This window comes from Acidovorax sp. Leaf191, from assembly GCF_001424425.1.
Taxonomy (GTDB): domain Bacteria; phylum Pseudomonadota; class Gammaproteobacteria; order Burkholderiales; family Burkholderiaceae_C; genus Acidovorax.
The window spans coordinates 127,563-151,351 of record NZ_LMPT01000019.1 but is presented as its reverse complement, the minus strand read 5'-3'; the positions used below and the strand labels follow the sequence as shown (position 1 = coordinate 151,351).

The following is a 23,789-nucleotide window of genomic DNA, read 5'->3' as shown; positions in this document are numbered from 1 at the left end:
CAACACGGAAGGCTTGCCATGAACGAACTGCTGCAGTGGCTGCTGACGCCCATCAGTGGCTCCACGCACCACGAGATCGCCCCCTGGGCCTACTGGCATGCGCGGGTCATGGTGCTGGCGTGGGCCATCGTGCTGCCCCTGGGCATTTTGGTGGCGCGCTTCTTCAAGGTCATGCCGGGCCAGAACTGGCCTGCCGTGCGCGACAACAAGGCCTGGTGGCACGCGCACCGGGGGCTGCAGTACGCCGGCTTCGCGTTGATGCTCCTGGGCGTTGCGCTTGCCTGGGGCAACGCCCGCGGGGCGCACCCGGTGGCGACCTTGCACGGTGCCATGGGATGGGGCGTGCTGGGCCTGGTGATCGTGCAGATAGCGTCTGCCTGGGCGCGCGGCACCAAGGGCGGGCCCACCAGCGCGCAGATGCGCGGCGACCACTTCGACATGACGCCCACGCGCGTGACCTTCGAGCATGTCCACAAGGCGGGTGGCTACATCGCACTGCTGGCATCCGTTGCCACGATCTTGCTGGGCCTCTTTGCCGTCGATGCCCCGCGGTGGATGTGGATCGTGCTGGTGGCGTGGTGGCTGGTGCTGGGCGCAGTTTTCGCCGTCCTGCAGCACCGCGGTCGCTGCATGGACACCTACCAGGCCATCTGGGGCCCTGACACGGGCACGCCGGCCAGCCAGCGGCCGCCCGTGGGCTGGGGCGTCAAACGCTACACCGCCGACCAGTGGCAACAGAAGTTCGGGCCGCCCCCGCCGCCGCGCATGCCCCACCAACAACGATAGGCAATCAGGAGAACACATGGCAGGACTGGAACTACGCAATGTCGTCAAGCGCTTCGGCGATGTGACGGTCGTGCAGCAGATGGATTTGTCCATTCAAGAGGGCGAGTTCATCGTGCTGCTCGGTGAATCGGGGTGCGGCAAGAGCACGACGCTGCGGATGATCGCGGGGCTGGAGGAGGTCACGCAGGGGCAGATCCTGATCGGCGGCCGAGACGTGACGCACGCCGCCCCCATGGACCGCGACATCGCGATGGTGTTCCAGAACTACGCGCTGTATCCGCACATGAACGTGGCCGAGAACATGTCGTTCGCACTGCGGCTCTCGGGCCGGTCCAAGGCCGAGATCGCCGACAAGGTGAACGCAGCCGCACGCATCCTCAACATCGAGCATCTGCTCGAACGCAAGCCCAAGGAGCTGTCGGGCGGGCAGCGGCAGCGTGTGGCGATCGGCCGGTCCATCGTCCGGGAGCCCAAGGTGTTCCTGTTCGACGAGCCCCTGTCCAACCTGGACGCCAAGCTGCGGGGCCACATGCGCGCAGAACTGGCCTTGCTGCACGAAAGACTGGCCAAGACCACGGTGTACGTCACCCACGACCAGGTGGAGGCGATGACGCTGGCGTCGCGCATCGTGATCTTCGACAAAGGGCGCATCCAGCAGGTCGGTACACCGTCAGAGGTTTTCACGCGCCCCGCCAGCCTGTTCGTGGCGGGCTTCATCGGCACGCCCACCATGAATTTCTTTCAGGCGCGCTACACCCTGGACCAGGGCCTGGGCATCCTGCGCGGGGAGGGGTTCGCGTGGGCGGCCCCCGAGTGGCTGGTGGCCAAGCAGCCGCGGCCCGACCAGGCGCTCACGCTGGGCTTGCGCCCCCAGGCCTTGCGGCCCCGGGGCGACTACAACAGCCTGCTCAGCCTGCAGGTGGATGTCGTGGAGTACCTGGGCACCGAAAGCCAGGTCGTGGGCCACATGAACACGCCCTCCGGGCAGCGCGTGGCGGCAATGGTGCCCGGCAATGCGCAGAGCCAGTTGCACCAGCGCATCGATCTGGGCTTCGACACCGCGGACATGCATGTCTTCGACACCGAATCCGGCCGCTCGCTGCACCTTTGAACCTGCTTCACCCCATCTCGACGCGCACCACCCCTTATGCCCCAGGAGACAACCATGCAAAGACGCGACTTCGTCAAACGTGCCAGTGCCACCGTGTTCGGCGCCAGCCTGCCTTTCAGCGGCATCCGTGCGCAGAGCCGCTATTCCAAGTATGCGGGTCAGACCGTCACGTTCAGCGTGCCGTCGCACCCGCACTACGACGCCATGATGAAGATCCTGCCGGAGTTCACCAAGGAAACCGGCATCAAGGTCGAGACCGACCGCCTGGCCATGGGCCGCATGAAGGAAAAGCAGCTGCTGGAGATGGCCAAGCCGCAGGGCGACTATGACCTGGGCTGCTATGTGGTGATGTGGAAGGGCGAATACGTCGCCAAGAACCTGATCCGGCCGCTCGATCCCTTCTTGCAGAACCCCGCGCTCGCAGACCCCGCCTACGACATCAAGGACATCATCCCCGTCTACCTGGAAAACCTGGGCTTGGTGGGCGGCCCCAAAGGCTACCTGGCAGGGCCGGGCGCCAAGCTCTACGGCCTGCCGTACGGCGCGGAGACGTCGGTGCTGGCCTACCGCAAGGACATCTTTGCCAAGCACAACCTCAAGGTCCCCGAGACCTATGCCGATCTCGGCCAGCTGCTCAGGGTCATCAGGGACAAGGAAGGCATCGGCGCGCTGGCCTCGCGCGGGCAGGCCGGCCACCAGGCGGTGCATGCCTGGCTGCTGCACCTCAACCCCCTGGGCGGCAGCGTGTTCGACGACCAGTGGCGCGTGCGCTTCAACGACAAGGTGGGCGTCGAGGCGCTCAAGTTCCTGCAGGAGGTGGTCGCCACCGGGCCGGCGGGCATTCCAGGGTACGGACAGGGCGAGAGCAACACCGCGTTCCTGCAGGGGCAGGCCGCGATGTACCTCGACTCCACGTCCATCGCGGGCCTGGTGAACGATCCGGCCAAGTCCAAGATCGTGGGCAAGGTGAGCTGGGCGCTGCATCCGATGGGCACCCGCCGGGCATCGCAGTCGGGCGGCCTGGGCCTGGCCATTGCGAAGAATGCCAAGAACGCGGATGCAGGCTTTCTGCTCATGCAGTGGCTTACCTCCAAGGCGCAGGACAAGGCCGTGACCAAGGCGGGCGGTGCGCCCACGCGCAACTCGACGCTGGCCGACGCCGACCTGGTGCGGCAGTACCCCGAGTTCATCACCTTCAAGGAAGCCCTCAAGTACTCCAACCCCGACTGGCGCCCGATCATTCCCGTCTGGGACAAGATCAACGTGCAGGCCCTGGGGGTGGGCATCTCGGAGGCGCTGACCGGCAAGAAGACCGCCGAGGCTGCGCTCAACGACCTGGTGGCCCCGGTCACGCAGATCATGCGCGAAGCCGGCTACAAGGTCTGAGGAGCGTACGGCATGCGCACCCCCTCCTGGGTTCCTCTCCTCTATGTGGGGCCGGCCGCGCTGATCATGGCCGCGGCCTGCCTCTACCCGGTCCTCTCGGCCTTTCAGCTGGGCCTGTACGACTGGAGCATGGGCACGCCGTGGAGCGAAGCCCGCTGGGTCGGCCTCGATGCCTTCGTGGCGGCCTTCACCAACCCGCGGGTGTGGTCGTCGCTGTGGACGACGCTGCTGTTTGCCGGCGTCTGCGTCACGGCCGAGATGCTGCTGGGCATCGCGCTGGCGCTGGCCCTGGAGCGGCCCGTGCGCGGCACGGCCATCTTCCGCACCTTGTTCATCCTGCCGATGATGATCGCGCCCATCGCGGTGGGCCTGGCGTGGCGCTACATGTTCGATGCGCAGTTCGGCCTGATCAATGCCGTGCTGGGCCTGTTCAAGATCGCCCCCCTGACCTGGCTGGCAGACCCCACACTCGCGTTCGCCGCGATCGTGATTGCCGACATCTGGCAGTGGACGCCGTTCGTTTTCATCATGATGGTCGCGGCGCTGGCCAACGTGGATGGCGCCGTGATCGAAGCGTCGCGCATCGACGGCGCCAACTGGTGGCAGATGACCACCCTGGTGAAGCTGCCCATGATCGCGCACGTCATCGCCATCACCTTGATGATGCGGCTGGTCGATGCCTTCCGCGTGCTGGAAGTCATCTATGTGCTGACCTTCGGCGGGCCCGGCGATTCGACCGAGATCCTGGCGCTTCACATCTACAAGACCGCCTTCGTGGGCCAACAGCTCGGTGTGGCGGCGGCGATCTCCGTGCTGCTGCTGGTGGTGGTGGCCGGGCTGTCGTTTGCGGCGCTGCGCATTTCCAACCCGCTGGACGGCAAGAAGTAAGCGAGGCCGGACATGTCCATGAAACGCTCTCCCGTCCTCGTCACCGCGCACTACGCCATGCTGGTGGGCCTGGCCCTGCTGTGCATCGCGCCCATCGCGGTCATCTTCGCCACCAGCCTGCGCCAGCAGGTCAACATCTTCTCCGAGCCGCTGAATTTTCTCTTCACGCCCACGCTGGAGAACTACCGCGCCGTGCTGCAGGAAGACAAGTTCGACCGCTACCTCTACAACAGCCTGTTCGTCGGCGTGATCTCCACTGCCGTGACGCTGGTCCTGGGCTGCATGGCGGCGTATGGCCTGGCGCGCTTTCGCTTTCCCGGGCGGCATGCGCTGGCCTACACCACGCTGCTGCTCCGAACGGTGCCGCTGGCCGTGATGGCGATTCCGGTGTTCCTCATCTGGAACGAATGGCATCTGGTCAACAGCCTGTGGGGCCTGGTCCTGCTGTACGTGGCGGTCAACCTGCCGTTCACGATCTGGCTGCTGTACGGCTTCGTGCTGCAGGTGCCGGTCGAGCTGGAAGAAGCCGCCGCCATCGACGGCTGCGGCCCCATCCGGGTGTTCACCAAGGTGCTCCTGCCGCTGATGGCGCCGGGGCTGGCCGCGGCGTCGATCTTCACCTTCCGCATCGCCTGGAACGAGTTCATCCTCGCCCTGGTGCTCACCGACCGCCACACCCGCACCTTGCCCGTGGCTGCATCGCTGTTCATCACCGACATGGGAGTGGACTGGGGTCGGGTGATGGCCATGGGCAGCCTCATTGCCATTCCGCCGCTGATCTTCACCTTCGTCGCGGCCCGCCAGATCATCACCGGGCTGACGGCCGGCGCCGTCAAGGGCTGACGCCCCGCCGGATCGCCGTGCTCCGCTTGCCTGACGCCGAACCTTTCCCCCAGTCACCGCACAGACCTTATGAGAATCACGCAGAAGCTGAGCATTGCGCAGAAACTTTTTGCCTTGTCGACCACGCTCGCCGCGCTGGTGCTGCTGGGTGCATGGCAGGTGTCCGACCGGCTCGGTACGGTGGCCGGCAAGGCTGCGGCGTCGGCCGAAGCCGGCGCCATCGCCGACAGCGTCGGGGCCGCGCAGCAGATGCTGGGCATCACGGTCGCGCTGGTGGTGGCCGGTCTGCTGGCCTTGGCGTGGTGGGTGGGCAGCGTGCTGCGCCGGCGCGTGGCGCTGGCGCGCAAGTTCACCGACGACGTGCGGGTGGGCAACCTCACCACGCTGATCCACGATCCGGTGGCCGACGAGTTCTCGCCGCTCATGACGGCGATGCGCGAGATGCAGGAGTCGCTGACCAAGGTGGTCACCAAGGTGCGGGCGGGCGCTCAAGAGGTCTCCATCGCCAGCGACGAAATATCGCAGGCCAACACCGACCTGTCGGAGCGCACCGAGCGCCAGGCTATGTCGCTGCGGCAGACCTCCGACGCCATCGACGCGCTGGCCAGCAGCGCCTCGCTCGTGGGGGCCAAGTCCGACTCCGGCAACACGATTGCGCAGCAGACGGCCCAGGCGGGCGAACACGGCAACCGGGCCTTTGCCTCGGTGCAGCAGACGATGCAGCAGATCGCGTCGGACTCGGCGCGTGCCGCGGACATCATCTCGCTGATCGACGGCATTGCGTTCCAGACCAACATCCTGGCGCTCAACGCGGCGGTCGAGGCGGCCCGCGCGGGGGAGCAGGGCCGGGGCTTTGCCGTGGTGGCCAGCGAGGTGCGGTCGCTGGCCCAGCGCAGCGCTGATGCGGCCAAGGAGATCAAGGAGCTGCTGACCGGCAGCAGCGACCGCATCGCCACCGGTGCGAACCTCGTGCACACCGCGGCCAGGCAGCTGAGCGGCATGACGCAGGCCATCCACAGCGCCACCAGCATCATGACGGAGATCGCGCAGTCGAGCCGCACCCAGCGCCAGAACGTCGGCGAGGTGATCCAGTCCATCGAGATGATCGACCAGGCCACGCAGCAGAACGCCGCGCTGGTGGAGCAGACGGCCGCCGCCTCGCAGCAGCTGCGCCTGCAGGCGGCCCGCCTGGTCGAGTCCGTCAACGTCTTCACGCTGAACGGGTCGGCGCGCGAGGCCGAGGAGCAGGTGCGGCGCGCCGTGGCCCTCATCCACCAGGTGGGCCCGGAAAAGGCCTACGCCGAGTTCACCCGCGGCACCAATTTCAAGGACCGGGATTTGTACATCACGGTGTACGACTTCGGCGGCCGCAACCTGGCCCACGGCGCCAACCCCGCCAACGTGGGCAAGACGCTGATCGACATGAAGGACTTCAACGGCGTGCCCATCGTCAAGAACTCCCGCGATCTGGCCCGGGATCGCAACAGCGGGTGGTCTGCGCCGTACCACATCCTCAATCCCGTCACGCAGCGCGTCATGGTCAAGAAGGCCTATGTGCAGCGGGTGGGCGACACGTTCGTCTCGTCCGGCGTCTATGTGCTGGACATCGAGTGAGCAGATTCATGGACAAGCAGGTAAATGGGGGGAATGCCGTATGAAGCGAAGAGCCTTGTTGATCCGGTCGGCGTGCGCCGCCGCCGTCCCGGCAGCCTTTGTACCGTCTTTGCGGGCCGCCGATATCTATGCGCGCTACCGTGGACAGAAGGTCGTGCTGTGCTTGCCCAAACACCACCATTACGACGCTGCGATCAAGCTGTTTCCGCAGTTCACCCAGGAGACCGGCATCCTGGTGGAGTTCGAGCAGCTGCCGATTGCGGAGATGAAGAAGAAGCAGTTGGTGGAGATGGCCAAGGGCCAGGGCGGCTACGACCTGATTTCGTACGTCGTGATGTGGAAGGGCGAGTACGTCAAGAAGAACTTCATCCGCGAGATCGAGCCCTTTCTCAATAACCCGCAGCTGGCACTCGGTGATTTCGACCTGCCGGACGTCATTCCCAGCTTTCTGGAAAACATCGGGCTGGTGGGTGGCTGGAAGGGCTACCTGGCGGGCGGTGCCGCCAAGCTGTACGGACTGCCCTATGGCGCCGAGACCTCCGTGCTGGCGTACCGCAGCGACATCTTCGACAAGCTCAACCTCAAGGCGCCCACGTCGTACTTCGAGCTCGAACAGATGCTGCCGGTGCTCCACGACAAGGCGGGCATGGGAGCGCTCGCGTCGCGGGGCAAAGAGGGGCACCAGTGCGTGCACGCCTGGCTGCTGCACCTGAACCCGCTCAACGGTGGCATCTTCGAGAACAGCTGGCTGCCCCGCTTCAATGATGCGGCGGGCGTGCGCGCGGCGCAGTTGCTCAAGAAGATCATCGACACCGGCCCGGCAGGGGCGCTCAATTTCGGCCAGAGCGAGATGATCAACGCCTTCCTGCAGGGCGAGTCCGCCATGTACCTCGACTCCACCCTGATCTTCGGCGCGGTGCGCGACCCCAAGCTGTCCAAGGTCAACGGCAAGGTGGCGTTTGCCAGGCACCCGCGCGGCAGCAGGTATGCCTCACAGACCGGGGGGCTGGGCCTCGCCATCCCCACCAACGCCAGGAACGCCGACAGTGCGTTCTTGCTGATGCAGTGGCTCACCGCGAAAAACCAGGACAAGGCGGTGTGCCACCTGGGCGGCGTGCCGCACCGCATGTCCACCCTGGCGGACGAGAGCCTGGGCAGGAAGTACCCGGAGTTCCAGATGCTGTCGCGCAGCATCGGCGACGCCAACCCCAACTGGCGGCCCATCATTGCGCAGTGGGACGAGATCAACACCGATGTGCTGGGCAAGAGCATCCACGACGTGATCGCAGGGCGCCAACCCGCCGAAGCCGCATTGAACGATGCCGCCCAGGCCGTGAAGAAGATCATGCAGCGCGAGGGCTATATCACTTGAAGGCCGTACCAGCGGCTGAGCAGCCACGGGTGGCGGAGGCCAAAGGTCAGCCGGCGGGCACTGCCTGCAAGCCCGTGGCCGGTGGGCCGTCGCATGGGGACCGGCGAATTCTTTCGGCCTGCGCTGCGCCAGGTTGGCCGTGTAGACACGGGGGCGGAGGCCCTCAGACCCGCTTGCAAAAGAAGGTAGTGCCGCAGAACGCGCCATCGGGCATGAGGGCGTAGTCGGGCACCACGCCCACCCGCTGCCAGCCGGCGCGCTCGTACAGGCGCTCGGCGTCGCCGCCCGTCACCGTGTCGAGCACCAGCACCGCCTTGCCCGCATCGCGCGCGGCCTCGTCCACGGCGGCCATCAGGCGCTGGGCCACGCCCTGGCGGCGGGCCTGGCGGTGGACCAGCATCTTGGCCACGTCGGCGCGGTGGGGCTGGTTGTCGGGCATGGCGGTGATGAGCTGCACCGTGCCCACGATGCACCCCTGTGCATCCTCGGCCACCAGCAGCACGCGCTCGTTGCGCGCCACGCCATCGGCCACGCCGCGCCAGAAGGCCAGGGCCTTGTCGTGCGGCAGGGGCCACATGAAGCTGACCGACGCACCGCCTTGCACGCAGTCGATCAGCACCTCGGCCAAGGCCTCAGTGCAGGCGGCGGCCTCGTCGGCACCCAGGCGGCGGATGGTGATGCCGGGCGCCTCGGCGGCGGTGGCGGTGTCGGGGGAGGGCGGCAGGGTGGTGTCGGTCATGGCTTTCTCCGGGCCGTGGGGGCAGAAGGGGGGAGGGTGGTCAAGGCGACCACGTAGCGCGCGGCCTGCGCGCCGGGGTTGTGGAAGACGATGGGCTGGCTGAGCTGCATGGCCAGGCAGTCGCCCGCGGCCAGCGCCCAGGTGGTCTCGCCCACGGTCAGGTCCATGCGGCCTTCGATCAGCCAGACCTGCTGGTGGATGTCGGCGTCATGCACCGCGGAATCGAGCGACACGCGCTGGCCGGGCGGGAACACCACCTCCACCAGTTGCAGCGGCGAAGGCGCGGGCGGCGAGAGCCGGCGGCGCACGTAGCCCGATGCCGGGTCCTGCCACCGCGGCTGGTCGGCAGCTCGGATCAGGGGCGAGGGAGCTGCGGCGTTGTCGCTGCTGTCTTCAAAGAACGACGCCAGCGCCACGCTCAGGCCGATGGCCAGCTTGTCGAGCACGGCAGCCGTGGGGCTGCTCTGGCCGCGCTCGATCAGCGAGATGTTCGAGCGGCTCACGCCACTGCGTTCCGCCAGGGTCTCCAGCGAATAGCCGCGTGCGGTGCGCAGATCGCGCAGGCGCTGGGCGATGCGGGTGTTGATGTCCATGGTGGCAGTTTAATGGAAATTTAGTCCATTAAAATGGAAAATCAGTGCGTCACGGCCTGTGTCGCTGCCCTTAATGGTCGTGCGGCATGTCGCTTCCCCCCATCCACACGGCGTCAGGCGTTGGGCATGATTGCTCCTTATTTCATAGCTACTCGCGCTTGACAGTAGAGCGGTACAGGCATTTCTTTGCAAGAATGGGCAGATCCAGGGGCCTTGCCCGCGTGCATGCAGGGGCCGCGGCCGCTCCAAAGCCGCCACGCCTGATACTGTGTGCACGTTGTATTCCCCATAAAAATTTCAGGAGACCCAAGCCATGAACCTGCCTTTCCAACCGCTGGACGCCGACCTGTTCAGCCGCGTGCAACCTCTGCTGGACGACGAGTGGCTGGCGCGCGACCCCGATCTCGCTCCGGTGCTGCCCACCGTGCTCGCGCGCAATGTGGGCCAGGACTGGCACAAGGCGGGCACCTTCCGGCATCACCTGGTCGGCGTGGCGCGGTCGCTCACGGTGTGGCGGCAGCCGCGCGATGTGCGGCTGCTGGGCCTGCTGCACAGCGTGTACGGCAATGCCTTCGTGGACCTGGTGAAGTTCGACCCCGCCAAGGAGCGGGCCCGCGTGCGCGAGATCGCGGGTGAGTCGGCCGAGCACCTGGTGTACCTGTTCTGCACGCAGTCGCGCACGCAGTTCGTGCAGAAGGTGCTGGCGGGTGCGCTGGAGAGCGACGGTAGCCTGGTGCTGGAGCAAAACGCGAGCCAAGGCGGCGGGCACCGCGTGCTCACGCCCTACGAGGTGGCGGTGTTCATCATCGTGAGCATGGCCGACACCATCGAGCAGTGGTTCAGCTGGCAGGACGACATCTTCTCGCGCTTTCCGGCGGTGCAGCACCGCCCGCAAGCCGTGCACTGGGCGGCGTCGCTGTGGCCCGGCCCGATGCGGCCCACTGGGCGCATGGTCTCGCAGATCAATGGCCTCGCGCTCGCACTGCAGCACCCGGGTCTGCAGGGCCTGCTGCCGATGCCGCCCGTGTTCGCCCGCTGCACCCAGCCCCTGGCGCCCGCGGACGAGGCGGCGGCCGCGTCGCTGTACTGGTCGGTGATCCAGCAGGACCAGCCGCTGGTGGACTTGGACGTGGTCACCGGCGTGCTGGAAAGCGCCGTGCGCCACAACCCCTGGGTGGGGGAGCCGCAAATGGTGCTGGCGCAGTTGTACCTGTCGGCCGGGCGGCAGGACGACGCGCGAGTGGCCGCTGCGAGCGCGCTGCAGCTCTTCAGCGCCTGGGGCAATTCGTGGGACAAGCGCGTGCAGTGGGACGCCTGGGTAGCCTGGACGCGCATCCTGCTGCAGGGCGCCACGGTAGGCGGCACCTGGCCCGAGCGCCTGGACAAGCTGAACAACGTCGCGCTCAGAGCTTAGGCAGCCGTTGCGCTCGCCTCAGCCCGGGGCGACACCGACATCCTTGGGTCGAACGAGTGCGCAGTGCGCGTGCGGGTCGGTGCATGCGCGGCTCCTTTATGCTCACAGGTTCTAAGAAAATAAGAACCTATTCGTTCCGGTTTTATTGGGTAAACCCTAATATGCGAAACATCTCTTAACGAAAAGGTATTCCCGTGAACAAGCGCTCGCTGCTGCAAACCACTCTCGCCCTGGCCCTGGCCGCAGGTTTCTCCACCGGCGTGATGGCGCAAGACAAGCCCCTGAAGATCGGCGTCACGGGCGGCCCCCACGCCCAGATCTTCGAGCAGGTCAAGAAGATCGCCGAGAAGGACGGCCTGAAGATCCAGATCGTCGAGTTCAGCGACTACGTGCAGCCCAACGCCGCGCTGGCCGCTGGCGACCTGGACGCCAACAGCTACCAGCACAAGCCCTACCTGGATGCCCAGGTCAAGGACCGCGGCTACAAGCTGGTGCCCGTGGGCTACACGGTCAATTTCCCCATCGGCCTGTACTCCAAGAAGGTCAAGAAGCTCGAAGACCTGAAGGAAGGCGCCAAGTTCGGCATCCCCAACGACCCCACCAACGGCGGCCGCGTGCTGCTGGTGCTGCAGGACAAGGGCCTGATCAAGCTGCGTGACGGTGCGGACCTCAAGGCCACGCCGCTGGACGTGGTGAGCAACCCCAAGAAGCTCAAGTTCGTCGAACTCGACGCGGCCCAGCTTCCCCGCTCGCTCGATGACCTGGACGCGTCGGCCATCAACACCAACTTCGCGCTGTCCGCAGGCCTGAACCCCGGCAAGGACGCCATTGCACAAGAGAACGCCAAGAGCCCCTACGTCAACCTGATCGCCGTGCGCGAAGCCGACAAGGACAAGCCCTGGGTGGCCAAGCTGGTGAAGGCCTACCAGTCGGAAGAAGTGAGGAAGTTCATCCAGACCGAGTTCAAGGGTTCGGTGCTGCCGGGCTTCTAAGCGGGCAACGGGCGGGTCAACACACCGAAGAAGGGCGGCAGTTGCCGCCCTTTTCGTTGGGCGTCGCATTCGGCTCGGGCCAGCCTGCCGGGTGTCTGCAGCCCAGCCGTGGTCGGTGCGCAAACAGCGGTTTGCGATGGAATCGCCGTGGAAAAACGAAGCCCGCTGACAAGGCCGCCATCAGAAATGGCCGCACACTGGCAACCTTTCAGACGGATAACCATGGCGACGACTTCACCTCGGTCCCCATCAGCGTTGGCATCCACCCCACGGCTTGCTTCAGGTATCGACATGGCCTCCGCCGATCGGGCGCTGGTACTGCAAGGCGGTGGGGCGCTGGGCTCTTACCAGGCAGGCGTCTATGACGTGCTGTTCGATAAATTCCCGCACCTGGACTGGGTGGCCGGCGTGTCGATCGGGGCCATCAACGCGGCCCTGATCGCCGGCAATGCGCCGGAGCACCGCGTGGCGCGGCTGCGCGAGTTCTGGCAGCAGGTGTCTTCGGGCTTTGGCCAGCAGGTGCCCGGCATTGCGGGCGACCGCACGGCGCTCAACCAATGGAGCGCGGCCACGGCGGTGCTGTTCGGCATTCCGGGTTTCTTCAAGCCGCGCCTGGACCCGACCCTGTGGCTCGGAGGCGCGGCGCCGGTGGTCAGCTACTACGACACCGGCCCGCTCAAGCTGACGCTGGAGCGGCTGATCGACTTCGACCGGATCAACAATCACCGCAGCATGCGCCTGAGCGTGGGCGCTGTGAACGTGCGCACCGGCAATTCGGTCTACTTCGACAACACGATGCACAAGATCGGTGCCGAGCACATCATGGCCAGCGGCGCGCTGCCGCCGGGCTTTCCGGCGGTGCACATCGACGGCGAGGACTACTGGGATGGCGGCATCGTGTCGAACACGCCGCTGCAGTATGTGCTGGATGTCCATCCGCGCACCCGGCCGCTGGTGGTGCTGCAGGTCGACCTGTTCAGTGCGCGCGGTGCCATGCCCAAGACACTGTCGGAGGTGTCACAGCGGCAAAAGGACATCACGTATTCCAGCCGCACACGGATGAACACCGATGCGCTGTCGGCCAACGTGAACCTGCAGCAGGCGCTGGCCGACCTGATGGAAAAGCTGCCGCCGCACCTGCACGACGACCCCAGCGTGACGGCGCTGTGCGCGCAGATGACGCACAAACCCATCGACATCGTGCACCTCATCTACCGCAACAAGCCCTACGAGCTCGACTCGAAAGACTATGAGTTCTCGCGCACATCGGTGGCGGAGCATTGGGAGGCCGGCATGCGCGACATGCGCAACACGCTGTCGCACCCCGAATGGCTGCATAGCGAGACCCAGTACGGCGTGACTACCTTCGACCTGGGCGAGCCCGGCGTGCAGCGCGTGCGCCGCCCCGCGCTGGACCTGCAGGGCAGTGCGCCACGCAAACCCAGGCGGCCGCTGTGAGGGGGCGGGCTTGCCGGGTCGCTTTAAGCGGGGCCTAAGTCTTGGCGCAAAGACTGGCAGTGCCTCCAGACGGCGCAGAACGAACGAGTCCTCGGCAACGCGGATGGCCATGTCGTGGCGATGGCGCACGCGGGACTCGCTCAGTGCCCATTGAACTGACCTTCAACCGACAGCAAGGAATCCGCTCCATGAAGATCGACGACGTCAGGCAACGCGCTTTTGCCATGCCGCTGACCAGCCCGGCATTTCCGCCGGGCCCCTACCGCTTCATGCGACGGGAGTTCATGGTCATCACCTACCGCACCGACCTCGATGCCCTGCGTGCGGTGGTGCCCGAGCCGCTCGAGGTGGTCGAGCCGCTGGTCAAGTACGAGTTCATCCGCATGCCGGACTCCACCGGGTTCGGCGACTACACAGAATCCGGCCAGGTCATCCCCGTGCAACTGCGCACCGCCGCGGGCGTGGAGCAGGGTGCCTACGTGCATTCGATGTACCTCAACGACCACCCGCCCATCGCTGGCGGGCGCGAGCTGTGGGGCTTTCCGAAAAAGCTGGCGTCGCCCGCATTCGCCTACGAGACCGACGTGGTGGTCGGCACGCTGGACTACGGCAAGGTGCGCGTGGCCAGCGCGACGATGGGGTTCAAGCACAAGGCGCTGGAGCCGGGCCCGGTTCTCGCGGGCATTGCCCAGCCCAACTTCCTGCTCAAGATCATTCCGCACGTGGACGGCACGGCCCGCATCTGCGAACTGGTGCGCTACCACATGGTCGACGTCACGCTGCACGGCGCCTGGACCGCACCAGCCTCGCTCGCGTTGCATCCGCATGCGCTGGCGCCCGTGGCCGACCTGCCGGTGCTGAACATCGAGTCCGCCGTGCATTTCATTGCAGACATGACATTGGCGCTGGGTACCGTCGAATACGACTATCTGGCGGCGAAGCAGTAGCTTCTTCATCTACCGCTTGTCCCTTTTCCCTTTTTTCCCTCTCCCTAACCTCCACACAAGGAAACCTCATGCAGCTCAAAGACAAAGTCGCTTTCATCACCGGCTCGGCCAGCGGTATCGGCAAGGAGATCGCCATCGTCTTCGCGAAGGAGGGCGCCAAGATCGTCATTGCCGACCTGAACAAGGAAGCTGCGGATGCGACAGCGGCAGAACTCAAGGCCACGGGCGCACAGGCCATCGGTGTCGGCGTGGACGTGACGAGCGAAGAGCAGGTGAATGCAGCGGTCGAAGAGGCGGCGACTGCGTTCGGCGGCATCGACATCCTGATCAGCAACGCCGGCATCCAGATCGTGCATCCCGTCGAGGAATTCACCTTCGCTGACTGGAAGAAAATGCTGGCGATCCACCTGGACGGTGCCTTCCTCACCACCAAGGCTTGCCTCCAGCACATGTATGCGCAGGGCCGCGGCGGCAGCGTGATCTACATGGGCTCCGTGCATTCCAAGGAGGCGTCGATGCTCAAGGCGCCCTACGTCACGGCCAAGCATGGCCTGATCGGCCTGTGCAAGACGGTGGCCAAGGAAGGCGCGAAACACGGCGTGCGCGCCAACGTGATCTGCCCCGGCTTCGTTCGCACGCCATTGGTGGAAAAGCAGATCCCCGAGCAGGCCAAGACCCTGGGCATCACCGAAGAGGAAGTCGTGAAGAACGTGATGCTCAAGGAGACCGTGGACGGCGAGTTCACCACCACCGATGACGTCGCGCAGGTCGCGCTGATGTTCGCGGGCTTCCCGACGAACGCGCTGACCGGGCAGTCGCTGGTGGTCAGCCACGGCTGGTTCATGCAGTGACCAGCGGGGCTGCGTGACGGCAAAACCCGCCTGTGGATCCAGGTAGCCACAGAACGCTCTGGCCAATGGCTTGAGAGCGTCTGTGGTCCATGCGTTCAGGGCTGCCTGCGGCGCAAGCAATCCGGCAAGCCGCAGGTGCGGCCAGTGCCCGCCCTCTTGGGTGTGAGCATCGGCGCTGCCGGGTACCGGACAGCGCACGCCCACGCGCGGCGCGTCAGGCGGCTTGTGTGGCGTGGGCCTGATTCGCCGCTGAGGCCGTGTGCGCCTGCACATCGCGGTCGGCGTTGACCAGTGCTGCAGCCTTGGCGTCAGGCCCCATGGCCACGCCTTCGGCACGCACAAAGCGCACGTCGGTGATGCCGAAGAAGCCGAACACCACCTTCAGGTAGCTCTCCTGGTGTTCCATGGCCTGGCCACCTTCGCTGGTGGAGTACACGCCGCCGCGGCTCGATGCCACGATCACGGTCTTGCCGCCGGCCAGGCCCACAGGGCCCTTGTCGGTGTACTTGAAGGTGCGGCCGGCCTGGGCGAGGCGGTCGATCCAGGCCTTGAGCTGGCTGGGGATCGAAAAGTTGTACAGCGGCGCACCGATCACGACCACGTCAGCCGCCAGGAACTGGCTCACCAGCGCTTCGGACAGCGCGTTTTCCTGGCGCTCCACGTCGGTGGCAGCGGCCTGGCCGGTGCGAAAACCCATCGACTGGGCCGACAGGTGCGAAGGCGCCTGGGCTGCCAGGTCCAGATATTGCACGGTGGTGCCGGGGTGGGCAGCCTTCCAGGCGGCCACGGTGCGGGCGGTCAGCTCGCGGGAGACGGATTGTTCGCCGGTGATGGCCGAGTCGATGCGAAGCAGTTGCATGAGAGAACTCCTGGGAATGTGTTGGATCGCCGTTGGGTAGGTGCCACGCTGTGTGGCCATGGAATGAATTGTGGGGATTCATCAAAATGTTGATAAGGTACTGAACTTGCGATAGATTGTTCTATCAGTGGAACGATGAACTTTATGCAAGACCTCAACGACATGCTGTATTTCGCTGAAGTGGTGGAGCGCGGGGGCTTTGCAGCCGCCGGCCGGGCCCTCGGCATTCCCAAGTCCCGGCTGTCGCGGCGCGTGTCGGACCTGGAAACCCACCTGGGCGTGCGCCTGCTGCAGCGCACCACCCGAAAGCTGTCTTTGACGGAAGTCGGCGAGGCCTACCTGCGCCATTGCCAGGCCATGCGCGAGTCGGCGCAGGCGGCGGCGGACACCGTGGCCCAGGTGCAGACAGCGCCGCGCGGCACCATCCGCGTGAGCTGTCCGGTGACCCTGGCGCAGACCGTGCTGGCCGAACTGATGCCCAAGTTCCTGGCCACCTACCCGGAGGTGCGCGTGGAGATCATGGTGAGCAACCGCGCCGTCAATCTGGTGGAGGAGGGCGTCGACGTGGCGCTGCGGGTGCGTCCGTCGGTGGAGGACAGCGGCAGCATGGTGGTCAAGCGGCTGGACCACGCCACGCAGATCCTCGTGGCCAGCCCCGAGCAGCTCATCCGCCAGGGCACCCCTGAAACGCTGGAAGACCTGTCGCGCCTGGACAGCATCGCCATGTCGGCGCCCGACGGGCGCTCCACCTGGAACCTGATCGGCCCCGGCGGCGTGCACCAGGTGGTGCACCACGCGCCGCGCTACGTCGCCGACGACCTGCTCACGCTCAAGATCGCGGCCATGGCCGGCACCGGCATCTGCTGGATGCCGGACTACATGTGCTACGACGAGATCCGTGCCCGCCGCCTGGTGCGCGTGCTGCCCGACTGGGCACCGCTGCCCGCCATCGTGCATGCCGTCTTTCCGTCGCGCCGCGGCCTGTCGCCCGCGGTGCGCCGGTTTCTGGACTACCTGGGCGAGGCCATGCCGGGCCGCAGCAGTCAGGTCACACGGCAGGCAATGGACGGCGTGGACGGCTCCAACATCTGATGGGTGCGCACGTGGACCTGGAAAAGGCAAGGCTCGGCGCGGTGGACTGGGCGGGCATCTCGGTCCGCCAGGCGTGCGGTAGCGACGCCGCATCGCTCATCGCCATCATGGACGACGCCACGCTCTACAAGGTCGAGCGTGGAGACCTGGCCTGGGGGCCGCGCGGCGACTCCGCCCGCCGCGTGGCCGGCGCCATCGAGCGTGGTGAGATGCATGTGGTGAGCCACGCGGGGCAGGACATCGGCACGGCGTGCATCCAGTGGGACGATGCAACCTACTGGGGCCCCCAGCCGCCCGTGGCGGGTTACCTGCACGGCCTGGCCATCCACAGCGCCTGTCGCGGCGCAGGCATCGGCCACGGGATCATCGAGTGGGCGCTGCGCCATGTGTCGGCGCAAGGCAGGGGCTGGCTGCGGCTCGATTGCTCCGCAGGCAACCCTGGCCTGTGCCGCTACTACGAGCGGTGTGGTTTCGTGCGGGTGGGCGAGCAGGTTTTTGCCAGCGGCCATGTCGCGGCGCTGTACCAGCGTGCGGCGGACCTTTCTGCAGCCGCGCCACGATAGGGCCACGCCCCCGGTCCAGCGCCTGCCTGACACCGAGGTTCGTGCCAGCGCCCAGTTTTGGCGCCACAATGCAACCAATTGAAACTGAGTGGGACGCCGCGCACAACCGTGCGCGCTGCCCGGTACGCGCCTTGACTTCAGCCCACCCCATCGACCAGCACATCCGGCAGGTGCGCATGCACCCGTCCGTGCGGGCCATCGTGATTCCTCCGTGCCCGGAGTCGCTCCTGCGGCTGCAGGCCATCATGGCCGAGCCGGAGATCGACGCCGATGCGCTCGATCAGCTGGCCTCTTCCGACGTGGCCATGGCGGCGGCGTTGATCCGCCTGGCCAACAGCCCGCTGCACGCGCTGGCGCAGCCGGTGCAAACCGTGGGCATGGCGCTCACGGTGCTGGGCTTGCACCCGTCGGTGGAGCTGCTGTCGGCCTTCATCACCCGCAACGCGCTGCTGGTGCGCTCGCCGCTGCTCGACCATTTCTGGGAGAGCTCGCAGCGCCGCGCCATCGCCTGCGAGCACATCGGCCGCCAGCTCTACAGCTTCGACCCCGGCCTGGGCTACAGCTTCGGGCTGTTCTGCCATGTGGGCATGCCGGTGCTGGTGAAGGCGGTGCGCGGCTACGGGTCCACCGTGACCGAAGCACTGGCCCGCAGGGACCGCACCTTCACCCAGACCGAAAACGCCAACCACCGCACCGACCACGCGGTGATGGGCGCGATCGTGGCCCGCACCTGGCATCTGCCCGGCGACGTGGCGCAGGCCATCTGGCTGCACCACGACTTTGCGTGCCTGGGCGACGAGCGCTTCAACCCCACGGTGCGCCATCTGGTGGCGCTGGGGATGCTGGCCGAGTACCTGGTCAACCACCACGACAACCTGCCGCCCACGCGGGAATGGCAGGATCACGGCCAGGCCTGCATGGACCACCTGGCGGTCCCGCCGGAAGAGCTGGACCACTGGATCGACGAGCTGCACCCAGCGTTTGAGGCCGTGCGGTTCTAGGAGCCAGTCAGGGCCCCGCGTCGATCCGGTCTGCGATGCGCATGTGGCCCAGGCGCCGTGCTTGCTGCGCGGCAGTCAGGCCTGCCTGGTCTGCCAGTGCGCGATTGGCACCCAGGGCCATGATCCGCTGAACTGTCTCCGCCTGGCCGTTGGCGGCGGCCAGCATCAGCGCCGTTTTGCCCGTGCCGTCGCGGGCGTCGATGGGCGCGCCTTGCTGCACCAGTTGCTCTACGCGCTGGGCACGGCCCTCACGCGCCGCCAAGAGCAATGCCTGTGCCAACGCGTCGCGGTGCTCGCCGGCGGCGCTGGGCTTGGCTGCTGCGGCACCGGCCGCAACGCCCGCGGTAGCCGCATTGTTGCTTTGCTGGCTACGGGCAGGAGGCGCTTCGGGGGCTGCCTGGGCGGCAGGCGCCGGTGCGGACACGGACGCGTTTGCCGGCGCAGGTGCCTCGGCAGATCGCGCAGCATCCCGGGCGGCAGGCATGCGTTGCGCGGTGGCCCGCTCGCGCAATGTTTCAGGCGCGGCGGAGGGGTGGGGCGGACCTGCAGGCGGCGACGGTGACGGCTGCGGCGACTGCACGGGTGCTGGCGCAGGCGCGGTCTGCGGTGCCACAGCGCCATCGGTCACCAGCGGCGCGGGCGCGTGCAGCCGGGGTGCTGCTGCGTTGCTGCCTGGCTCTCGCCGGGCGGACTCGGCCTCGGTGGCCGCAGGGGCAGGGGCCGACTTGGCCTGCGGCCTAGGGGGTGTCTCTGCCGGGTCCACCCGTTCTTGGGCTGCGCGTTGGGCAGCACGTCTTTGCTGGTCCACAGCGCGGTCCTGCGTTGCCTGGGAGGGCGCTGCCGTGGGCGGTGGAGGCGCCGGGACAACGTTGGCATCCGCCGCCGCAGAAGGCGCGGTGGGTGGCGAGGTGGGTGGCGAGGTGGTTGGTGCTGCAGGTTCAGGCGCGGGTAACTCCGCGGGGGGCGTTGCGGCCACCTGGCGCTCGCCGAATGCCACTTCGCGTTCTTCGGGCGTTCCGCGCTGAAACTGCAGCAGCAGCAAACCGGTCAGGCCCATCACCGCCACAGTGGCCAGGGCCGACAGCTTCCAGTACGACTGGTTCGCGGCGGCGCGCCCCGGTGCGGCTGTGGTCGGCGACGGCGCTGCAGCGGCAGACGCCGAGCCTGAGGCCGCAGCAGCAGCCGCCAGCATCTGGGCATGCGCACGCACGGCATCGCGGACCTGCGCGCCGGGGCGGGCATCGTCCTGGGCGCTGGCTTGGCGGTACCGCTCGGTCAGCTCGTCGTGGTCCGGCGCGCTCATGCAAACTCCTGCAGATGCTGGCGAAGGCTGGCCCGCGCATAGCGCAGGCGGCTCTTGGCCGTTTCAAAATGGACACCGGTGGCTTGTGCAATCTCCTGCACGCTCAGGTCGCCTTCGGCCTGCAGCAAAAAGGCCTCGCGCTGCTCGAAGGGCAACTGCTCCACCGCAGCGATCAGGGCGGCGGCCTGCTCGCGGGACTGCAGCTGGCGGACGGGTCCGAAGCCGGAGTCGGCCGCCAGCGTGTCCGCCAGGCTGCGCTCCATGTCGTCGTTGGCATCGAGGCTCAGATGCTGCCGGGCGGTGCGGAGATGGTCCACCAGGCGGTTGTGCGCCAGGGTGAACAGCCAGGTGCGGAACCGGGCGGTGGCCTGGTAGCCGCCCGCAGTGCGCGCCACGGCAAACCAGACATCCTGCAGCAGGTCGTCGGCCACCGCCTGGACCTTGACGCTGCGATAGACGAACCGCCACACCGCCAGCTCGTGCCGACCGTACAGCGTGTCGAAGGCGCCCATGTCTCCGGCGGCAAAACGCTGCATCAGCGTTTCGTCTGCGCCGTCGGCGTTGTCGGAAGAGGGGGCGGTTGGCACCCGCGCATTATGCGAGGCGCCCATTCACCGTCGGCGCGTCGCGTAGCAGGCCGGCATGCGCAGGCTGCGGCCTGCGGGCCGTTCAATGCGGGTCGGGCACATACGACACGTTGTCCGACTGCGGGAATGCGCGGGGCGATGGCACGCGCGCTGGCTGCTCGCGGATCACGCCGCTGGCCACCAGGTTGGCACGGCTGTCGTAGCGGATGCTGATCACCTCGTTGGGCTGGTCCTGCAGGCGCGTGAAGGTGGTGTGCGACACGACCGAGGTCTCGCGCTGGCCATGGGCGGTGCCGAGCCGGAGCGAGGGTGCCGGCATCGACTTGGCCACGCTGCTGTTGGCGGACCGCTGCTCCGACAGTGCGGATGTCCCCGCAGCGGAGGAGTCGGCCTCAGCGGTCGGGGCAGGCGCCGCCGCTGCAGGCGGCGGGGGCAGGGCACCGGCAGAGGGCATGCTGCGCTGCAGCTCGGCGCTGTCGCGTGCCTCGCGCCGCTGGCGGTAGGGCTCGGGCGTGATGGACGGCACGGCTACCGGCTGCTGTTCACGGAACAGGGCCACCCCGATCACGCCCACGTTGGCTGGACGGCCCGTGCGGCCGGCATAGGAATTGGCGATGCTCGAAAATTCGAACGCTGCCACCTCGCTGCTGCTTTTGCGCCAGCCGGTGATCTGGTAGCGCTCGTACGGCGAGAACACGTACCCGCGCTGGCCCCAGGCCGCGGTCTCACCGCTGAGCACGTTGACACCGTCCACCGACGGCACGGCCAGCAAGCGCTCCCCGCTGCGGTTGTGCACCGTGACGGCATAGCGCGCCCCCGGGCGGCCCGCCACCCAGTACTCGCCCTTGGCGTAATGCACCGGCAGCGTGGCCCCGGTGTCGCGGTCCACGATGGTGATGTCGGCCAGGCGGCCTATGGCATGCGCCGGCGCGCTGGCCAGCGTCAGCACGGCAGTCAGGGCCGCGACTGCGGCGTGGGTGATTGCGGGAAGGGGGAATGCACCGGTTGTCATGGCAGCTCCATCAAAGGGGTTGTTGGTGCTGGGTGAAACGAACGGGGCGGGCGAATGGGGTTAAGCGGCGCTGAAAAATTTGAAAATTTTTTCCAAAGTTCAGGATGCAGGGCCTGCTTGTGCCTGTGCGTGTGCCTGGGCGGCGAGGCGATGGCGCCGCCGCAGCCGGTCATTGCGCCCGTTAGCATGGGGTGCATGCTGTCTGCCAAACCCTACCTCCAGAGCGCCTGCATCCGCCCGGATGCCGCCATCGACTACGACACCTACCCCTACAACATCCCCGCCATCCGCGAGCTGGGCCGGCTGGAGTTTCACCCGGACGTGACGTTCTTCGTGGGCGAAAACGGTTCGGGAAAGTCGACGCTGCTGGAGGGCATTGCCCTGGCTCTCGGGTATAGCCCGGAGGGCGGCACCCGCAACTTTCAGCTGGCCACCGCGGGGTCCGAGTCGTCCCTGCATGAGGTGCTGCGGCTGGCGCGCAGCTACCGCGCACCGAAGGATGGCTACTTTCTGCGGGCCGAGAGCTTCTTCAACGTCGCTACCTACATGGACGAGGTGGGTTACCTGGACTCCTATGGCGGAAAGTCGCTGCATGCCCGCTCGCACGGCGAGGCGTTCATGGCACTGCTCACCCACAAATTCCAGGGCAAGGGCCTGTACCTGCTGGACGAACCCGAGTCCGCGCTGTCGCCCAATCGGCAGCTGGCCGCGCTGGCGGCCATCCACCAGTTGGTCGAGGACAAGTCGCAGTTCATCATCGCCACGCACTCGCCCATCCTGCTGTCTTACCCGAACGCCAAGATCATCCAGTTCGACGGCGGCGGCTTGTCCGAAGTCGCATTCGAAGAGACCGAGCACTATGTAGTGACACACGACTTTTTGAACAACTATCGGGATCGGCTCCAGCGCCTGCTCGCAGGGTGACAGGCTTTTGGCGAGCCCGCTTTATAGACCTTTTGGCGATTAAGTAAGAGCTATATATTCGTTTGGGTTTTAAAGATCGACTCGCAGAATGCTCCATCAGACATTGAAGGAGCACATTCCATGGCCACCCTGCGACTCGGCGATACCGCCCCCGACTTCACCCAGGAATCCACTGCCGGCACCATCCGCTTTCACGAATGGGCGGGTGATTCGTGGGTGGTGCTGTTCTCGCACCCCGCCGACTTCACGCCCGTCTGCACCACCGAACTGGGCAAGACGGCCGCGCTGGGCGGCGAGTTTGCCAAGCGCCGCGTTTTGCCCATCGCCGTGAGCGTGGATCCGGTCGATTCGCACAACCGCTGGGTGGGCGACATCAACGAGACGCAGAACACCACCGTGAACTTCCCCATCCTGGCCGATGCGGACAAGAAGGTGGCAGACCTCTACGACATGATCCACCCCAACGCATCGACCACGGTCACGGTGCGCAGCGTGTTCATCATCGACCCCAAGAAGGTCATCCGCACCACTTTCACCTACCCCGCCAGCACGGGCCGCAACTTCGACGAGATCCTGCGCGTCATCGACTCGCTGCAGCTGACCGACAGCCACAAGGTGGCCACGCCCGCCAACTGGAAGGACGGCGACGACGTGATCATCGTGCCCAGCCTGCAGGACCCGGCCGAGATCGCGCAGCGCTTCCCCAAGGGCTTCAAGGCCGTGCGCCCCTACCTGCGCATCACGCCGCAGCCCAACAAGTAAGCGGCAGAAGACAAAAACCACAACCACAGGGCAGGGCCGCGGCGCAACGCTGCGGCAGGCCCCCTGATCTTCGTGACCACGACCTCCATCATCATCGTTCCCGGCTGGCGCGACTCGGGCCCCGGCCACTGGCAGAGCCTGTGGGCCGAGCGCCTGCCGCATGCCAGCCGCGTGGTGCAGGACGACTGGATCACGCCGACCCGCGCGGCCTGGGTGGGCCAGCTGGAAAAAACCGTGCTCGCCGCGCCCCACCCGGTCGTGATCGTGGCGCACAGCCTGGGCTGCATTGCCACCAGCCACATCGGCCCCGAGGCGGCAGCCCGCGTGTGCGGCGCACTGCTCGTGGCCCCGGCGGACCCGGAGCGCCGCGCGGTGCTCAGCGACTTTGCGCCGGTGCCGTATGCGGCACTGCCGTACCGCAGCATCGTGGTGGCGAGCAGCAACGACCCGTACTGCCCCATCCGCCTGGCGGGCGCCTATGCGCGGGCCTGGGGCAGCGAGTTCGTGCGCATGCAGAACGCGGGGCACATCAACATCGAATCCGGCCATGGCGAATGGCCTTTGGGCTGGGCGCTGCTCCAGTCGCTGGAGGGCGAACCCGCGCTCCGGGCCCAGGCCGCCCAGCCGGCCCCGCAGCACGCGCAGGCGTCTTCGGCCGCGCAGTAGACTGATTGCTATCAATTTTGTAGCTG

At 66.8% G+C, this 23,789-nt stretch carries 24 protein-coding genes and 1 pseudogene; 19 read left to right on the top strand and 6 right to left on the bottom strand.

Translation table 11 applies throughout. The annotated features are described in order from the left end of the window. Window positions 1-18 precede the first annotated feature (18 nt). The 8 genes and pseudogenes from ASG27_RS14760 (at window position 19) to ASG27_RS14730 (ending at window position 8,000) form a co-directional block, all read left to right on the top strand. Entirely contained in the window at window positions 19-786 is a 768-nt protein-coding gene (locus ASG27_RS14760) for a cytochrome b561 domain-containing protein (RefSeq protein WP_056412619.1), read from the top strand. Between the two features lie 16 nt (window positions 787-802). Then, complete coding sequence (locus ASG27_RS14755; protein WP_056412616.1) at window positions 803-1,897, top strand: ABC transporter ATP-binding protein; 1,095 nt, start codon at window positions 803-805, stop codon at window positions 1,895-1,897. A gap of 54 nt (window positions 1,898-1,951) precedes the next feature. After that, window positions 1,952-3,283, top strand: coding sequence for an extracellular solute-binding protein (locus ASG27_RS14750; protein ID WP_056412752.1), 1,332 nt, complete (start codon window positions 1,952-1,954; stop codon window positions 3,281-3,283). Between the two features lie 12 nt (window positions 3,284-3,295). Next, the gene (locus ASG27_RS14745; protein ID WP_056412613.1) at window positions 3,296-4,171 is read left to right on the top strand and encodes a carbohydrate ABC transporter permease; all 876 of its coding nucleotides are present in this window, start codon (window positions 3,296-3,298) and stop codon (window positions 4,169-4,171) included. Between the two features lie 18 nt (window positions 4,172-4,189). Further along, window positions 4,190-5,014 carry a carbohydrate ABC transporter permease gene (locus tag ASG27_RS14740; RefSeq protein WP_056412611.1) on the top strand — a complete coding sequence of 275 codons (825 nt, stop codon included), beginning with the start codon at window positions 4,190-4,192 and terminating at the stop codon, window positions 5,012-5,014. A gap of 69 nt (window positions 5,015-5,083) precedes the next feature. Then, window positions 5,084-6,070: pseudogene (locus tag ASG27_RS28000) on the top strand (methyl-accepting chemotaxis protein); the annotation flags it as partial. Continuing rightward, window positions 6,047-6,628 carry a cache domain-containing protein gene (locus ASG27_RS27995; protein ID WP_442854072.1) on the top strand — a complete coding sequence of 194 codons (582 nt, stop codon included), beginning with the start codon at window positions 6,047-6,049 and terminating at the stop codon, window positions 6,626-6,628. The pseudogene ASG27_RS28000 and the gene ASG27_RS27995, both read left to right, overlap by 24 nt. 154 nt (window positions 6,629-6,782) lie before the next feature. After that, complete coding sequence (locus tag ASG27_RS14730; protein WP_235503930.1) at window positions 6,783-8,000, top strand: ABC transporter substrate-binding protein; 1,218 nt, start codon at window positions 6,783-6,785, stop codon at window positions 7,998-8,000. 163 nt (window positions 8,001-8,163) lie between these two features. Here the strand turns inward: ASG27_RS14730 and ASG27_RS14725 are convergent, their stop codons facing one another. Then, a complete protein-coding gene (locus ASG27_RS14725) occupies window positions 8,164-8,739 on the bottom strand; it encodes a GNAT family N-acetyltransferase (RefSeq protein WP_056412600.1) in 576 nt (191 codons plus the stop codon). Then, complete coding sequence (locus ASG27_RS14720; protein WP_056412598.1) at window positions 8,736-9,332, bottom strand: helix-turn-helix domain-containing protein; 597 nt, start codon at window positions 9,330-9,332, stop codon at window positions 8,736-8,738. The genes ASG27_RS14725 and ASG27_RS14720 overlap by 4 nt, the downstream gene beginning before the upstream one ends. 313 nt (window positions 9,333-9,645) lie before the next feature. Between ASG27_RS14720 and ASG27_RS14715 the strand changes: the two genes are divergently transcribed. The 5 genes from ASG27_RS14715 (at window position 9,646) to ASG27_RS14695 (ending at window position 14,994) form a co-directional block, all read left to right on the top strand. Then, window positions 9,646-10,746 (top strand): DUF6817 domain-containing protein, encoded by a 1,101-nt coding sequence (locus tag ASG27_RS14715; protein WP_056412596.1) that lies wholly within the window; start codon window positions 9,646-9,648, stop codon window positions 10,744-10,746. A gap of 194 nt (window positions 10,747-10,940) precedes the next feature. Further along, a complete protein-coding gene (locus ASG27_RS14710; protein ID WP_056412594.1) occupies window positions 10,941-11,738 on the top strand; it encodes a MetQ/NlpA family ABC transporter substrate-binding protein in 798 nt (265 codons plus the stop codon). 291 nt (window positions 11,739-12,029) lie between these two features. Continuing rightward, a complete protein-coding gene (locus tag ASG27_RS14705) occupies window positions 12,030-13,196 on the top strand; it encodes a DUF3734 domain-containing protein (RefSeq protein ID WP_235503921.1) in 1,167 nt (388 codons plus the stop codon). 188 nt (window positions 13,197-13,384) lie between these two features. Further along, window positions 13,385-14,143 carry an acetoacetate decarboxylase gene (locus tag ASG27_RS14700; RefSeq protein ID WP_056412588.1) on the top strand — a complete coding sequence of 253 codons (759 nt, stop codon included), beginning with the start codon at window positions 13,385-13,387 and terminating at the stop codon, window positions 14,141-14,143. A 68-nt stretch (window positions 14,144-14,211) separates the two neighbouring features. Continuing rightward, window positions 14,212-14,994, top strand: coding sequence for a 3-hydroxybutyrate dehydrogenase (locus ASG27_RS14695; RefSeq protein WP_056412585.1), 783 nt, complete (start codon window positions 14,212-14,214; stop codon window positions 14,992-14,994). Window positions 14,995-15,208: 214 nt separating this feature from the next. Here the strand turns inward: ASG27_RS14695 and ASG27_RS14690 are convergent, their stop codons facing one another. Beyond that, window positions 15,209-15,853: an FMN-dependent NADH-azoreductase gene (locus ASG27_RS14690; protein ID WP_056412583.1), complete on the bottom strand. Its 645-nt coding sequence runs from the start codon at window positions 15,851-15,853 to the stop codon at window positions 15,209-15,211. A 144-nt stretch (window positions 15,854-15,997) separates the two neighbouring features. Between ASG27_RS14690 and ASG27_RS14685 the strand changes: the two genes are divergently transcribed. From ASG27_RS14685 to ASG27_RS14675, 3 genes are all read left to right on the top strand, one after another. Continuing rightward, window positions 15,998-16,945, top strand: a complete 948-nt coding sequence (locus ASG27_RS14685) for a LysR family transcriptional regulator (protein ID WP_056412580.1) — start codon at window positions 15,998-16,000, stop codon at window positions 16,943-16,945. Next, window positions 16,945-17,508 carry a GNAT family N-acetyltransferase gene (locus ASG27_RS14680; RefSeq protein ID WP_056412577.1) on the top strand — a complete coding sequence of 188 codons (564 nt, stop codon included), beginning with the start codon at window positions 16,945-16,947 and terminating at the stop codon, window positions 17,506-17,508. Before ASG27_RS14685 ends, ASG27_RS14680 begins: the two co-directional genes overlap by 1 nt. A gap of 131 nt (window positions 17,509-17,639) precedes the next feature. Next, window positions 17,640-18,509 carry an HDOD domain-containing protein gene (locus tag ASG27_RS14675; RefSeq protein ID WP_056412575.1) on the top strand — a complete coding sequence of 290 codons (870 nt, stop codon included), beginning with the start codon at window positions 17,640-17,642 and terminating at the stop codon, window positions 18,507-18,509. Between the two features lie 7 nt (window positions 18,510-18,516). On the opposite strand, the gene ASG27_RS14670 is transcribed toward ASG27_RS14675, so the two are convergent. From ASG27_RS14670 to ASG27_RS14660, 3 genes are read right to left on the bottom strand one after another with little or no spacing between them, the layout of a single operon-like run. Further along, window positions 18,517-19,812 carry an ankyrin repeat domain-containing protein gene (locus tag ASG27_RS14670; RefSeq protein ID WP_056412572.1) on the bottom strand — a complete coding sequence of 432 codons (1,296 nt, stop codon included), beginning with the start codon at window positions 19,810-19,812 and terminating at the stop codon, window positions 18,517-18,519. Then, window positions 19,809-20,423: a sigma-70 family RNA polymerase sigma factor gene (locus ASG27_RS14665; RefSeq protein ID WP_056412568.1), complete on the bottom strand. Its 615-nt coding sequence runs from the start codon at window positions 20,421-20,423 to the stop codon at window positions 19,809-19,811. Before ASG27_RS14665 ends, ASG27_RS14670 begins: the two co-directional genes overlap by 4 nt. 58 nt (window positions 20,424-20,481) lie before the next feature. Next, window positions 20,482-21,411 carry a hypothetical protein gene (locus ASG27_RS14660; RefSeq protein ID WP_056412564.1) on the bottom strand — a complete coding sequence of 310 codons (930 nt, stop codon included), beginning with the start codon at window positions 21,409-21,411 and terminating at the stop codon, window positions 20,482-20,484. A 195-nt stretch (window positions 21,412-21,606) separates the two neighbouring features. Here ASG27_RS14660 and ASG27_RS14655 point away from each other — a divergent pair, with 195 nt between their 5' ends. The 3 genes from ASG27_RS14655 to ASG27_RS14645 all read left to right on the top strand — a co-directional run bounded on the left by ASG27_RS14655 (window position 21,607) and on the right by ASG27_RS14645 (window position 23,763). After that, window positions 21,607-22,335, top strand: a complete 729-nt coding sequence (locus tag ASG27_RS14655; protein WP_056412563.1) for an AAA family ATPase — start codon at window positions 21,607-21,609, stop codon at window positions 22,333-22,335. A 120-nt stretch (window positions 22,336-22,455) separates the two neighbouring features. Then, window positions 22,456-23,097, top strand: a complete 642-nt coding sequence (locus ASG27_RS14650; RefSeq protein WP_056412561.1) for a peroxiredoxin — start codon at window positions 22,456-22,458, stop codon at window positions 23,095-23,097. A 72-nt stretch (window positions 23,098-23,169) separates the two neighbouring features. Beyond that, on the top strand, window positions 23,170-23,763 hold the full coding sequence (locus ASG27_RS14645) for an RBBP9/YdeN family alpha/beta hydrolase (RefSeq protein ID WP_056412558.1): 594 nt from the start codon (window positions 23,170-23,172) through the stop codon (window positions 23,761-23,763). Window positions 23,764-23,789: the final 26 nt, after the last annotated feature.